Source organism: Streptomyces sp. CNZ301 (genome assembly GCF_004217425.1).
The window spans coordinates 5,049,464-5,062,466 of record NZ_SHLG01000001.1 but is presented as its reverse complement, the minus strand read 5'-3'; the positions used below and the strand labels follow the sequence as shown (position 1 = coordinate 5,062,466).

The 13,003-nt window shown below is 73.4% G+C and carries 12 protein-coding genes; 5 read left to right on the top strand and 7 right to left on the bottom strand.

Translation table 11 applies throughout. The features are described 5' to 3' along the window. Positions 1-320 precede the first annotated feature (320 nt). Positions 321-1,304, bottom strand: a complete 984-nt coding sequence (locus EV375_RS21900) for a DUF3027 domain-containing protein (RefSeq protein WP_130301123.1) — start codon at positions 1,302-1,304, stop codon at positions 321-323. A gap of 323 nt (positions 1,305-1,627) precedes the next feature. Here EV375_RS21900 and EV375_RS21895 point away from each other — a divergent pair, with 323 nt between their 5' ends. Continuing rightward, positions 1,628-3,043 carry an MFS transporter gene (locus EV375_RS21895; protein ID WP_165434832.1) on the top strand — a complete coding sequence of 472 codons (1,416 nt, stop codon included), beginning with the start codon at positions 1,628-1,630 and terminating at the stop codon, positions 3,041-3,043. Between the two features lie 12 nt (positions 3,044-3,055). On the opposite strand, the gene EV375_RS21890 is transcribed toward EV375_RS21895, so the two are convergent. Continuing rightward, on the bottom strand, positions 3,056-4,024 hold the full coding sequence (locus EV375_RS21890; protein WP_130301119.1) for an IS481 family transposase: 969 nt from the start codon (positions 4,022-4,024) through the stop codon (positions 3,056-3,058). A gap of 288 nt (positions 4,025-4,312) precedes the next feature. Between EV375_RS21890 and EV375_RS21880 the strand changes: the two genes are divergently transcribed. Both EV375_RS21880 and EV375_RS21875 read left to right on the top strand, forming a co-directional pair. Further along, on the top strand, positions 4,313-4,999 hold the full coding sequence (locus EV375_RS21880) for a futalosine hydrolase (protein WP_130301117.1): 687 nt from the start codon (positions 4,313-4,315) through the stop codon (positions 4,997-4,999). Further along, positions 4,996-5,949 carry a 1,4-dihydroxy-6-naphtoate synthase gene (locus EV375_RS21875; RefSeq protein ID WP_207228217.1) on the top strand — a complete coding sequence of 318 codons (954 nt, stop codon included), beginning with the start codon at positions 4,996-4,998 and terminating at the stop codon, positions 5,947-5,949. Before EV375_RS21880 ends, EV375_RS21875 begins: the two co-directional genes overlap by 4 nt. A 40-nt stretch (positions 5,950-5,989) precedes the next feature. Here the strand turns inward: EV375_RS21875 and EV375_RS21870 are convergent, their stop codons facing one another. Continuing rightward, positions 5,990-6,373, bottom strand: a complete 384-nt coding sequence (locus tag EV375_RS21870; protein WP_028436716.1) for a cold-shock protein — start codon at positions 6,371-6,373, stop codon at positions 5,990-5,992. Positions 6,374-6,577: 204 nt separating this feature from the next. Between EV375_RS21870 and EV375_RS21865 the strand changes: the two genes are divergently transcribed. Then, positions 6,578-6,802, top strand: a complete 225-nt coding sequence (locus EV375_RS21865) for a hypothetical protein (protein ID WP_130301115.1) — start codon at positions 6,578-6,580, stop codon at positions 6,800-6,802. On the opposite strand, the gene EV375_RS21860 is transcribed toward EV375_RS21865, so the two are convergent. From EV375_RS21860 to EV375_RS21850, 3 genes are all read right to left on the bottom strand, one after another. Further along, positions 6,784-7,449 carry an HAD family hydrolase gene (locus EV375_RS21860; protein WP_486588632.1) on the bottom strand — a complete coding sequence of 222 codons (666 nt, stop codon included), beginning with the start codon at positions 7,447-7,449 and terminating at the stop codon, positions 6,784-6,786. The two genes, EV375_RS21865 and EV375_RS21860, sit on opposite strands and share 19 nt — an antisense overlap. A 65-nt stretch (positions 7,450-7,514) precedes the next feature. After that, a complete protein-coding gene (locus tag EV375_RS21855; RefSeq protein ID WP_130301111.1) occupies positions 7,515-8,468 on the bottom strand; it encodes a carbon-nitrogen hydrolase family protein in 954 nt (317 codons plus the stop codon). Between the two features lie 32 nt (positions 8,469-8,500). Next, positions 8,501-9,571: a hypothetical protein gene (locus EV375_RS21850; RefSeq protein ID WP_130301110.1), complete on the bottom strand. Its 1,071-nt coding sequence runs from the start codon at positions 9,569-9,571 to the stop codon at positions 8,501-8,503. A 97-nt stretch (positions 9,572-9,668) separates the two neighbouring features. Here EV375_RS21850 and EV375_RS21845 point away from each other — a divergent pair, with 97 nt between their 5' ends. Continuing rightward, on the top strand, positions 9,669-12,221 hold the full coding sequence (locus EV375_RS21845) for a helicase-associated domain-containing protein (RefSeq protein ID WP_130301108.1): 2,553 nt from the start codon (positions 9,669-9,671) through the stop codon (positions 12,219-12,221). Between the two features lie 100 nt (positions 12,222-12,321). On the opposite strand, the gene EV375_RS21840 is transcribed toward EV375_RS21845, so the two are convergent. After that, positions 12,322-12,813, bottom strand: a complete 492-nt coding sequence (locus tag EV375_RS21840) for a hypothetical protein (protein ID WP_130301106.1) — start codon at positions 12,811-12,813, stop codon at positions 12,322-12,324. Positions 12,814-13,003: the final 190 nt, after the last annotated feature.

Below are 13,003 nucleotides of genomic sequence, written 5' to 3'. Positions count from 1 at the left end.
GGCCCGTACGCCGGTTCGCGTCGGCCGGTGTGCGGTGCGGCGGGGCGGGGTTGGGACCGGGGCTGGAGCCGGAGGTGGAGGGCCTGTCGAAAGGCCGCCCGGGCCGTCAGGTGCGAGTCCCGCCCGCCGGGTCCCGCCCGGACGGTCAGGTGCGGGCGGTCAGGTGCGGGCGGCCCGAGGCCGGGGGGGCGACCGGCATCCGGACGGAGCCTGGCGCCTCCGGCGCGGAGAACCGGGCCCGTTCGAGGCCGGGTTCGCGGCGACGGCGGCCACGGCCGCCTCCGGTGCGCGTCACGCGCCGGAGGCGAAACCCGTGCCGCTCAGGAGAGTTCGTCCGCCTGCGTCTCGTCGATCACCGGGGGCCGCGGCTGCGGAGTCTTCGGCATGACGGCCGCCTCCGAGTGGCCGCCGCACCCGTAGGCCAGGGAGACCACGTGGCCGTCCGCAGTGCTGTACTCGTTCGCGCAGACCCCGAAGGCCTGACGCAGCGAGCCCGCCAGCGGCAGCAGGAAGCCGCACGAGACGCAGCTCGCCGGCGCGGACTGTGCCATGGCCGTGTCCGGCCCGTACTCGTCCTCCCAGCGGTCGGCCGCCGTCTCCAGCCCGTAGCGGGACAGCACGCGCGGGCGGCCCATGCCCAGTTCCTCGGCGACCGCCTCGATCCTGGCGCGCTCCGGAGGCGGGAGGATCTCCGCCTGCGGCTCTGCCTCGTCGCGCTCGGAGTCCGCCTCCTCGGCGGGGACCTCCTCGGCGGGGACCTCCTCGGCGGCGGCTCCCCCGGCACGGGCGGCAGCGTCGGCCTCGGCGGTACGGGCCTCCGCGCCGGCAGCACCGGCAGCGCCCGCCTCCTCGTCCGTATCGCCGGTCACGTCACCGGTGCCCGCCGCGCTTCCGGCGCCTTCCGCGTAGCCCGGCACCAGGCGCAAGTCGTCCGCCTCGGTGGGCAGCAGATCGCCGGGCCCGAGGTCACCGGGGCGCAGCCGCTCGTTCCACGGAACCCACTCGGGGGCGAGCAGTGCGTCGGGGCCGGGAAGGAGAACGGTCTCGTCCAGCGTGACCGCCTTCGCCCGGGACGCCCGGGTCAGGGTCACCGCCCAGCGCCAGCCTCGGTACGCCGACTCCCGGCATTCGAAGAAGTGCGTGACGACGCGGTCCGCGTCGGCCACGACCTCGATGTGATCGCCGACTTGACCGGGCCCCGCGGCGGTCTGAGCCGCTTCGCGCGCGAGCTCGACGGCTTCGGCGCAGAGCCGGTCGGGGGCTGAGGCGCGACGGGTACGGCCGCTTCGCGTCGCGGCGGTCATGCAGCACTCACAAGAATCGTCTCTCCTACGCCATAGCGCCGGTGTCGGCGTGCACTCCCGCAGGCGGCCGCGAAGGGACGGTTCCCCTGCCTGCGGCGGGGAGACCCCATACCGTCGGCGGGGGCGCCCCTTGGTTTGCGGACGGAGCGGAACCGGGGAGCCGCTGCGAACGTCCGCGCCCCGCTCGGGGCCGTGCGGAACGCACCGCCGCCCACGCTACCCCACGGAATCGGTGACCCGTTCCGGAGGGATTCCTCAGCCGCGGGTGCACGGATGTCCGTCCGGCGTGGAGTGTCCGCATCCGTCACCGCCGTTGGGGCAGACTGAAGCTCGTGGCTGCCGAGCCTGGGCGCGGACGTCGTCTGCTTCGCGGGGCCGCGCGTGCCGTGCGACGGCCACCCGCGGCTGTGGCCCGTCGACTCCGGCGTTTCACGCACGGGGAGGGCGCGGGCGAGTCGGGCCTCGGCAAACTCATCGAACTGCACGCGGTCAACTCCGCGGGCGACATGCTGATCACGGTCGCCCTCGCCTCCACGATCTTCTTCTCCGTACCCACCGGGGAGGCGCGCGGCCGGGTCGCGCTGTATCTCCTCGTCACCATGGCGCCGTTCGCCCTTCTCGCTCCGGTGATCGGGCCGCTCCTGGACAAGGTGCCGCACGGACGCCGAGCCGCGATGGCCGCGTCGATGCTGGCCCGTGCGCTGCTCGCGCTCGCGATGTCCGGCGCGGTGGAGTCGGGACGCCTGGAGCTGTATCCGGCCGCGCTGGCCGTGCTGGTGTCTTCCAAGGCGTACGGGGTGGTGCGTTCGGCGGTGGTGCCGAGGCTGCTGCCGCAGACGTTCTCGCTGGTGAAGGCGAATTCCCGGGTGACCCTCGCGGGCCTCGTGGCGACGGGTGTGGCGGCGCCGATCGGTGCGGGGCTGCACCAGCTGGGGTCGCCCCTGCCGCTCTACGCGGCGTTCGCCGTCTTCGCGCTGGGCACGTTCCTGTCCTTCTCCCTGCCCGGCAAGGTCGACTCGGCGAAGGGTGAGCGCAAGGCGAGGCTCGCCCCGGCACGGCTCCGGGACCCCGGCCGGACGGACCGGGACCGCCGGGACGGGCGCGACGGGCAGGGGGAGGGCCGCGGACGGGGCGAGAGACGGCCGGGGCTGCGGACCGTGGGCGCGTCCGTGCGCAGTGCCCTGGTGGCGAACTCGGCGCTGCGCGGCCTGTCCGGCTTCCTCACCTTCTTCCTCGCCTTCCTCCTGCGCGACCAGCCGCTGACCGGTCTGTCCGGCGCGTTCTCGCTGGGCCTCGTTGCCGTCGCCGCCGGCGGCGGCAACGCGCTGGGCACCGCGATCGGCGCGTGGCTCAGGGCCAGGGCCCCCGAGGTGATCATCGCGGGGGTGCTGGCCTGCGCGCTGGGCGCGGTCGTCACGGCAGGGGTGGTCTACGGGACGGTCACGGTCGCGCTGGTCGCGATGACCGCGGGAATCTCCCAGGCCCTCGGCAAGCTGTCACTGGACGCGCTGATCCAGCGGGACGTGCCGGAGGAGGTCCGTACGTCCGCCTTCGCGCGTTCCGAGACGCTGATGCAGATGTCGTGGGTCGTGGGCGGCGGGCTCGGCATCTCTCTGCCGCTGATCGGCCCGCTGGGGATGGGCGTCGGGGCGGTCGTGATCACCGCGGGCGCCGTGTTCTCCGTACGGAATCTGCTGCGCGCCGCCAGACATGGCACGCCGCACCCCCGGGCCGCCTGACGTGGCGCAGGGCTAGGTGTATTGACCTGATGCGTTGTTCACACGGCTGATCGGTGGCTTGCCTTCGAGTGCGGTGTGGCAGCGATGGTGGTTGTAGCTGTGGAGGAAGTCTGTCAGCGCTGTGGCGCGTTGGTCGTTGGTGGCGTAGGGCCGCAGGTAGGCCCATTCATCGAGCAAGGTGCGGTTGAAGCGCTCCACTTTCCCGTTGGTCTGCGGCCGGTAGATGCGGGTGCGCTTGCCGACCGCGCCGAGATCGGTCAGGGCTTGCTTCCACAGGTCGCTCTTGCGGTAGGACCAGGCGTTGTCGGTCAGCACCCGTTCGATGCGGTCGATGCCCAGCGTGGCGAAGTGGGCTGCCGCCCTGCGCAGGAAGGCAGCGCACGTGGTGGCCTTCTCATCGGGATGGATCTCGCTGTAGGCGAGGCGGGTGTGGTCATCGACGGCGGAGTGAATGTAGTCGTAGCCGGTGCGGCGACGGCTTTGCGGCCGGGCCGCCCGGGCCGCCTCCCGGCCGTGGATGCGCCAGCCACCGCCGTCGGGGATGCGCCCGAGCTTCTTCACATCGACGTGGACAAGTTCGCCGGGCCGGCTGCGTTCGTAGCGGCGGATGAGCCGGCCGGTGGGCCGGTCCAGCCAGGACAGACGGTGCAGGCCATGGCGGGTCAGGACCCGGTGGACGGTGGAGGGCGGCATACCCAGGATCGGGCCGATGCGAGCAGGCCCGAGTTTGCGCTCGGCCCGCAAGGCGCAGATGCGGGCCTCAACGCCCGGCGGTGTGCGGTTCGGCAGGTGGTGCGGGCGGCTGGAGCGGTCGGCCAGGCCGGTATCGCCCTCTGCAGCGAACCGGCGTATCCACTTGTGCGCGGTGGTGCGCGAGACGCCCATCTGGGCAGCCACATGCGCTACCGGAAACCCCGAGCGGACACGTTCGACCAGCAACCGCCTGCCGTGCACGGTCAGCCGGGCATTACGGTGGGACACGAAGACCTCCGTTGTGCGGTGAAGCCTAGACACCTCCACCACACCGGAGGTCTTCGCCATGATCAAGACCTGCGGGCGTCAACAACGCTCATGATCAATACAGCTAGGGCCTGTCTGACAATGGCGCCGTCCGCCCCAGGCGGTGCTCGCGGCGGATGGTGCGTGCAGCCGCAAGGCGGAGGATCGCCCTCGTAGTGGGCTACTCGGTCGATGCGACAACGCAGCGGATGTGCGTGCCATCCGCCGCGAGCAAGGCGAGATTTGTCAGACAGGGCCTAGCCTTCGGCCATGCCTTCACCGCGCATCCTGATCGTCACCGCCGTCGCCGCAGAGCGGGAGGCGGTGCTCTCCGGACTGGAGCGCGGCGGTGCGACGTCCGGAGCCGAGGTGCTCGCCGCCGGCGTCGGCCCTGCCGCCGCCGCGTCGGCCACCGCCACCGCGCTCACCTCGGCCGCCCTCGGCGGGGCGCCGTTCGGCGTGGTCGTCTCGGCGGGCATCGCCGGCGGTTTCGGGCAGCCGCTGGGCGGCGCGGTCGTCGCGACGTCGATCGTCGCGGCCGATCTGGGCGCCGTCACATCCGAGCCGGACGGGGACGGCCCGGCAGGCTTCGCCTCCGTCGAGGAACTCGGTTTCGGCAAGGCCGAGCACCGCCCGCCCCCGGATCTCGTACGGGCGGCGGCCGAGGCGGCGCGGGCAGCGCGAGGACCGGTGCTCACGGTCTCGACGGTGACCGGAACGCACGCCCGTGCCCGGGAGTTGGCCGCCCGGCATCCCGGAGCGGTGGCCGAGGCGATGGAGGGCTTCGGGGTCGCCGAGGCGGCCGCCGCGCACGGCGTACCGGTGCTGGAGCTGCGCACCGTCTCCAACGCCGTCGGCCCGCGGGACCGCGCGGCGTGGCGGATTCCCGAGGCGCTGGAGGCTCTCGGGGCCGGATGCGCGACGGTGCTTCCGGTGCTGCGAGCATGGGAGGCATGAGCAACGACGGCAACGGCGGCACCGGCAGCGCGGCTTCCGCACTGAGCATCGCCTTCTCACCGTGTCCGAACGACACCTTCGTCTTCGACGCCTGGGCGCACGGCCGTGTACCGGACGCGCCGCCGCTCGACGTCACGTTCGCGGACATCGACGTCACCAACGGCATGGCGGAGCGCGGCGAGGGCGACCTGCTGAAGGTCTCGTACGCGATGCTGCCGTGGGTCCTGGACGAGTACGCGCTGCTGCCCTGCGGAGGCGCGCTCGGCCGCGGATGCGGACCGCTGGTCCTCACCCGCGAACCGGTCGACGGGCCCCAGGGCGGGGGTCTCTTCAGCGATTCCCCCCGGGCCCAGGGGGAGTCGCTGAAGGGCGCCACCGTGGCCGTGCCGAGCGAGCGGTCGACCGCGTATCTGCTCTTCCGCCTCTGGGCGGCCGACGAAGTGCCGTCGGGCGGGGTCGGCGAGGTGGTCGTGCTGCCGTTCCACGAGATCATGCCGGCCGTGCGCGACGGCCGGGTCGACGCCGGCCTGGTGATCCACGAGGCGCGCTTCACGTACCAGGAGTACGGGCTGCACAAGCTCGCGGACATGGGCGAGCACTGGGAGCACACCACGGGCCTGCCCATCCCGCTCGGCGCCATCATCGCCCGCCGTTCGCTGGGCACGCGGATGCTGAACCGCCTCGCGGAGTCGGCACGCGAGTCGGTGCGGATGGCGTGGGAGGACCCGGAGGCGTCACGCCCGTATGTGATGGAACACGCGCAGGAGATGGACCCCGCCGTCGCGGACCAGCACATCGGGCTCTACGTCAACGAGTTCACCGCGGACCTCGGCGAGGACGGCATCGCCGCGGTGCGCGGGCTGCTCACCCGCGCCGCCGCGGAGGGCCTGGTGCCGCCCATCCCCGACGACGCTCTCGTCTTCCCGCCGCCCGGCCGCGCCGGACGGTGACGGCCGGAGGGGCGACGGGGAGCCAGAGGCCTTGGCCGGTCTAGACGTCGAGCTGGTCGGCGACGGCCCGCAGCATCCCGGCGATCTTGTGGCCGTGCTGCCTGTCCGGGTACCGGCCGCGCTCAAGGCCCTGTGCCACACCGTCGAGGAGCGTGGTGAGGTCCTGGACGATGGAGGCCAGCTCGTCGGGCTTGCGGCGCTGCGCCGCGGCGACCGACGGGGCCGGGTCCAGCACGCTCACCGAGAGGGCCTGGTCGCCGCGCTGCCCGGCGACGACGCCGAACTCGACCTTCTGGCCCGGCTTCAGGGCGTCCACTCCGCTGGGCAGCACGGACGAATGCACGAAGACATCGCCGCCGTCGTCGCGGGAGAGGAAGCCGAAGCCCTTCTCGCTGTTGAACCACTTGACCTTGCCGGTAGGCACGTCTGTCCTCGTCCTCGTACTGCCGGGCAGCCTCGGCTGCGTCCTGAAAGCTGCGTCTCGTCCTGAATCTTGCTCCGGAGAGCAAGTTGAGCGGGCCGATTGACCCGCTCATCACCAAGGCTAATCCCCCGGTGCCCGGCGGCTGCTTACAAGGTGCCGCCGAGCGGTTCTCCGTACAGTTGCCCACCGATCTACCCTGGGCGCGTGAACACTGAAACGTCCCGGCCCGGTGATCTTCTCGTACGATCCGGGGGCGTCGTCTTCCTCATCGGCGCCCTCGCCACACTGATCACTGTGGCCCCGCTCTTCCTCGGCACCGAGCCATTCCCCGCGCCCGCCTACTTCGTGTGCATGCTCATGGGCGTCGGCTTCGCGATGGCCGCCGCGGGCCTGGTGAGGTCGGCCCTGGGTCAGCGCCGCGAGCAGTAGTCGCCGAACCAGCCGGGGAACTCGCCGAGCCCTCCGGCCAGCACGACATCCGCACCGGCTCGCCGCAACTCCTCCGCATCGCAGGGCACCGTCGGCACGGCGACGGAGAGGGCGCCGGCCGTCGCGGCTCCGCGTACGTCGCCGGTGTGGTCGCCCACGTACACGCTCGCCCCGAACTCGAGCAGCGCCTCGGCCTTGGCCTCCGCCCACAGCCAGCCGGCCACCGCGTCCGGTTCGATGCCGAGGTGCTCCAGGTGCAGCTTGGCGTTCGGCTCGTGCTTCGCGGTGACGACGACGGCTCTTCCGCCGGCCGCCCGTACGGCCGCGACCGCCTCGCGTGCGTTGGGCATGGCGGTGGACGGCTCGATCGCGTACCGCGGATACAGCTCGCGGTAGCGCTCGGCGGCCTCGGGGATCTGCTCGTCGGGGAACCAGTGGGCCAACTCCTGTTCCAGCGGCGGCCCGAGGCGGGTCACGGTCAGGGCGGCGTCGATGTGGACGCCCGTCTCCGCGGACAGCGCCTCGTAGGCCGCCCTGATGCCGGGCCGCGAGTCGATGAGCGTCATGTCCAGGTCGAAGCCGACGGTGGGGGCCGGTACGGGCGCGGCCGCGGGGTCTTCCTGGTCGTGCGGTGCCATGCCGGCCATCCTGCCCCGCGGCGGCGCGTTCACCACACGCGGGGCGGCGGCACGGGGCCGCGAAACTGGGACGGTCACAGCGACGTTCGGTCGGCGGAGCGTGGATCTTCCACGGGAGTACCGGAGTTGAGAACGCCGTCCATCGCCCTGCCGCGCCAGTGCGCGGTGGAGTCGTAAATCGGCGCGTCCGTGTCGACGGTCGAGATCAGCACGCCCGCACGGTTGCGCGGCAGGCGGCCGGTGGTGACGCCGTCCGCGCGTACGAAGAACGCGCCCCAACAGCTTTCCCGGGCCGAGGAGTTGGGGCAGCTGATCCAGACGTGGTTCGCCCCGGCCGCGGCGGTCATGGTCGCGGGCATCACGATGCCCGGGTAGGTGTCGGCGGTGTTGAGGTGCAGCACGTCCTCGCCGATGGCCTCGCGGATCGCGGCCATCCTCCCCGGCGGCACGTGCCCCGCGTGGAAGGAGTGCAGCACCAACTGCACGCCCTGCCGCCCGTATTCGCGGTACAGCTCCGGAAAGCGGAAGTCATAGCAGATCAGCGTTCCGCAACGGACGCCGCCCACGGTGAAGACGACGGGGTGGTCGCCCGGTGTGTAGTGGGCGAGGTCGCCGGTGCGGCCGTCGGGGTCGCCGGAGCAGAAACGCTTGTCGTAGCGGTCGACGAGAGCACCGGTGTCGTCGATGACATACAGGCTGTTGTGCGGCTTGTGCCCTCCCCCTCGGCCCTGACGGGCCTGGGGGGACCCCCAGGTGAGGCGGTGCGCCGAACCCAGCACCACCCACAGCCGCAGTTCCGCGGCGAGCCCCATCACGCGCAGCATCGCGGATTCGAGCGACTCCCAGTCGAATCCCCGGTGGTCCGCGAAGTCCGTGCCCGCGTAACCGGAGAGGGCCGCCTCGGGGAAGTGCGCGAGGTCCGCGCCCCGGTCCTTCGCGGACCTCATCTGGCGCATGACGTAACGGCAGTTGCGCTCGATGCGGGCGTCGACCGGGAACTGGCAGGTCGCCACCGTCAGCCTGGCCATCGACCCTTCCCTGTGCTGTCGTGTTCCCGTACTCAGACCCGGGGCCTGCGGGCACGCCAGACGAGGAACAGCGCGCTGGCGACCGCTGCGACACGCAGCGCCACAGGGGCCGAGTCCGTCAGGGCCCGTCCGAGTTCCTTGCCGCCCTCCGCGATGGGCTCGCCCCACCGTCCGTCCACACGTCCCCACAGCCACACCAGGGTGCCCGCCGCGACGAGGCCCGGCATCCCGCCGGCTGCCCACTTGGCCTCGGTACGGCTCAGGCGCGGCGACCACCAGGCGGCCAGCCAGCCCGCGCCGAGCGGGATCAGCGAGCCGATGAGGGCTCCCGCCACCAGCAGCGCCGCCGCCGCCCACTCCACGATGCCGCCCGCCCGCGGCCCGGCCGCCACGAGGCGCGAGCGCCCGGGCCACAGCCGCCGGCGGCCGCCCGCCAGGGCCACGCCGGCCTCGGCGTCCCCGGCGCCGCCCGCCTCGTCGTCGGGAGCCTTGCGGGCCGCCGGAACGGGAGCCTTCGTCAGGCCGCTTCCCGGACGGGCCCCGTCCTCCTCGCCGCCGGGCGGCGGGTTGAACAGCTCCGGCAGCTCGATGCCGCCGACGAAGCCGGGCACCGGCTCGCCGAACGTGCGGCTGCCGCCCCCGTCCCCGTAAGGGCTGGGGTCGACACGCCACCAGTCCGGGTCGGACTCCTCGGGCCCCAGCTCGTCCATGCCCGCAAGATGCGGCGCGGAGGCGCCGTAGGAGGCGGTGGGCGCCGACGGCCCGGAACGGCCCTTGCCGAGCGGCACCTTCGGGCCCTCGTCGCCGCCCTCGCCTCCGCCTCCGGTGGAAGCGCCCAGAGCTCCGGCGGAACCGCCCGCCGAGCCGCCCGTGGCCGAGCCGCGCGCCGCGACGACCTCCTCCGGCCGCCCCAGCCGCGCGAGGATCTTCTTCACGGCGGCCTTGCTCTCGGCGCCGCCCTCGGCGGCCCGCAGCCGGTCGATCTCGCCGCGCAGACCGCTGACGAGGCGCGCCCGTTCGGCGGCCGTCATCGACGTGCTGTGGGCCAGGTCGCCGATCCGGCTCAGATAATCGAATACGAGCTTGTCGCTCTCGATTCCCACCAATTCCCCAACGACTGCTTGCCCTTGGCGCCTGCCCTGCCGTTTGCCAGGCTTGCCCACGACGGTACCCTGCGCCGCCCGCGCTAACGTGGGCTGGATGAGCACCGAGCACAGCGGCGCCGGCGGCGCCGCACCCCGTACGCTCGCCGACGATCTGCGAGCCCGCGACGACGCGGCACTCGCAGAGTTGCTCCGCAGCCGCCCGGACCTTCTCTCGCCCGTCCCCAACGACCTCACCCAGCTCGCGACCCGCGCGGGCACCAGGGCGTCCGTCGTACGGGCCGTGGAGCGGCTGGACCGTTTCGCCCTGCAGACCGCCGAGGCCATCGCCGTGGCGCCCGACCCGTGCTCGTACGCCACGCTCAAGGCCCTCCTCACGGGAGACCCCGCCGCCACCGGCGAAGCGGACGCCGACCCGGAGGACATCGCCGCCGAACTGCCGCGCGCCCTGCGCACGCTCCGCGAGCAGGCCCTGCTGTGGGGCGGCGACGACCGGCTCCATCTCGTGCGCACCGCACGGGAGTTGCTCACTCCCTCCCCCTCCGTTCCGTCGCCCACCGGCCTCGGCCCGACACTCGCGGAGGCCACGTCCGGAATGTCGCCCGGGCGGCTCCAGGACATCCTCGCCGCGACCGGCCTGCCCGCGACGCACGACCCGGTGAGCGCCCTTGCCGGGCTCACCTCGCTCTTCGCGGACCGCGAGCGCACCGACGCGCTTCTCGACGGAGCACCGCCCGAGTCGCTCGCGATGCTCGACAAGCTGCGGTGGGGCCCGCCGTACGGTTCCGTGCACACCGACTCGCCCTCGGCGCCCGTGAGATGGCTGCTCGACCGCGCCCTGCTGGTGAGGACCGCGCCCCGCACCGTCGTACTCCCCCGCGAGGTGGCGCTCGGCCTCCGGGCGGGCCGCGCCCACCGCGACGTCGAACCGCTGGCTCCGCCACTGGAGGTCCGGCGGGAGTATCCCCGGCAGGCCACCGACGAGACGGCGGCGGGCCAGGCCCTCGCCGCTCTGGACACGCTGGAGGACCTGCTCTCCGACTGGGAGACCGACCCGCCGTCCGTACTGCGCGCCGGCGGCCTCGGCGTGCGGGACCTCAAGCGCACCGCCACCTTCCTCGACGTGCCCGAGCCGACGGCCGCCTTCTGGATCGAACTCGCCTACGCGGCGGGCCTGCTGGCCCCGGACGGCGAACCGGACGAGGGCTACGCGCCCACGCCCGCGTACGACGAGTGGCTGCGCCGCCCGGCACACGAACGCTGGTCCCGCATCGTGCTGAGCTGGCTCACCGGCACCCGCGTGCCCGGACTGGTCGGCACGCGCGACACCAAGGGCCGCACCCTCGCCGCACTCGGCCAGGGCCTGGACCGCGGCCTCGCGGCCGACGTGCGCCGCCGCACCCTCGAACTGCTCGCCTCCCTCGACCCGGGTTCGGCACCCGCGCAGCACTCCGTCCTGGCGCGGCTGCGGTGGGAGCGCCCGCTGCGCGGCGCCGGGCGCGCAGCCGGCGAGTCCGCGGGGGACCTGCGCACGCAGCTTGCCGAATGGGCCCTGCACGAGGCCGAGTCGATCGGTCTGACCGGTCGCGGCGCCCTCGCCTCGTACGCGCGTGAACTGGTCCTGCCCGAGCTGGGGGCACCCCCAGCGGCAGCTGGGGGAGGCACCTCCACCGCGGGTGAACTGGAGAGCGCGGCGGCACGGGCCGCGGCCGGACTGGCGCCGCACCTGCCCGAGCCGCTCGACCACATGCTGCTCCAGGCCGACCTGACGGCCGTGGCGCCAGGTCCGCTCCAGCGGCCGCTGGCGGCCATGCTCGGCGTGCTCGCCGACGTGGAGTCCAAGGGCGGAGCCACCGTCTACCGCTTCACTCCGGCGTCCGTCCGGCGGGCACTCGACGCCGGGCGCACCGCGAGCGACATCCACGCCTTCCTGGCCGCGCACTCGCGAACTCCCGTTCCGCAGCCGCTGAGTTACCTCGTCGACGACGTCGCACGCAGGCACGGCAGGCTGCGCGTGGGAGCCGCGTCCTCGTACGTACGCTGCGACGACGACGCGCTCTTGACGGAGATCACCGCGGACAGGCGCTCCGCGCCGCTGCAACTGCGGCTGCTGGCGCCGACGGTGCTCGCCTCGTCCCTTCCGCCCGACCAACTGCTCGCGAAGCTCCGGGAGATGGGCTACGCACCGGCCGCCGAGTCCGCCGAGGGGGATGTGGTCATCGCCCGCGCGGACGCCCGCCGCACACCGCCGCGCACCCCTCCGGACCCGGTGCCCGACGGCCCCCCGGTGCCGGACGCGGCGCTGCTCACCGCCGCCGTACGGGCGATCCGGGCGGGCGACCACGCGGCGACGGCGAAGCACAGGGCACCGAAGCCGTCCGGACGGGTGCCGAAGCCCCCGGCCGCCGGGGGCGGCGCCCTGCCGCGCACGACGTCGGCGGACACCATCGCCACGATGCGGTCGGCGGCGAAGTCGGGAGACGCGGTGTGGATCGGCTACGTCAACGCCGACGGGGCCGCCAGCCAGCGGGTCATCGCGCCGGTGCGCGTGGAGGGCGGATTCGTGACGGCGTACGACCACACCGCGGACGAGATCCGCACCTATCCGCTGCACCGCATCACGGGCGCCGCCGAACTGGCCGGGCCCTGACCGGGCGGAGTCCCCGCTCTCCACGCGCAGAGGTCCCGCCCGAACTCACGGACGAGGGCCGGGCCCGGCGGTGCGGCCGCGGGCCCGGCCCCTTCACCGGTCAGCCCCGGGACGCACCCGCCGGCCACACCACGTCGACGGCGAGACCGGCGTTCCGCGCGTTCACGACGATGTCCGCGGTCGTGCCGCCCTTCTCCTCCGATCCCGGCTGGCCGTCCCAGATGGCCACGAGCCGGTCGGCGCGTTCCAGCAGCACCGCGTTGGCCGCCTCGTACGCCTTGCGGTCGGCGTTCGCGTACGGCAGCACGAGCACCTCGTCGGCCGCGGCGGTGAGCCGGTCATAGGTCTCGGCATGTTCCGGTTTCACCGTGGCCTGCCGGTAGTCGCGGCTTGGCAGCACCGCCACCAGCCGTCCGCCCGCAGCCAGCACCGACTCCGCGAAGAGTGAGTCGGCTCCGGCCGCCACGCACGAGAGGCCCACGAGCCCGGAGGGCTCGAACATGCGCAGCAGCCGCTCCAGCTCCGCCCGTACGAGCGGCACCGTTTCCTCGGACAGCTCCATGTGCCCGGTTACCGCAACTTTCGTCGCCATCCCGGTCGCTCTCCTTCGTCAGTTCCGTTCAACGCGCCCTCGGATACGGTCACGCATCTCATACGGACCACTACACCTTGTGCCCAGACGTATAACCGTATAGGCGCTTTCACCTGGTTCGTGGCCACACGCACGGCAGGCGCCCGTGTGGCCGTGCGCGGCGAACAAGTCCGCACACAGGGCGGGCCCG

Coding starts and splice junctions, on each gene's coding strand:
- EV375_RS21900 (WP_130301123.1), bottom strand. CDS start 1,304: ATGACCGCCGCGACGCGAAGCGGCCGTACCCGTCGCGCCTCAGCCCCC.
- EV375_RS21855 (WP_130301111.1), bottom strand. CDS start 8,468: ATGGCCAGGCTGACGGTGGCGACCTGCCAGTTCCCGGTCGACGCCCGC.
- EV375_RS21860 (WP_486588632.1), bottom strand. CDS start 7,449: ATGGCCGGCATGGCACCGCACGACCAGGAAGACCCCGCGGCCGCGCCC.
- EV375_RS21845 (WP_130301108.1), top strand. CDS start 9,669: ATGAGCACCGAGCACAGCGGCGCCGGCGGCGCCGCACCCCGTACGCTC.
- EV375_RS21880 (WP_130301117.1), top strand. CDS start 4,313: ATGCCTTCACCGCGCATCCTGATCGTCACCGCCGTCGCCGCAGAGCGG.
- EV375_RS21875 (WP_207228217.1), top strand. CDS start 4,996: ATGAGCAACGACGGCAACGGCGGCACCGGCAGCGCGGCTTCCGCACTG.
- EV375_RS21840 (WP_130301106.1), bottom strand. CDS start 12,813: ATGGCGACGAAAGTTGCGGTAACCGGGCACATGGAGCTGTCCGAGGAA.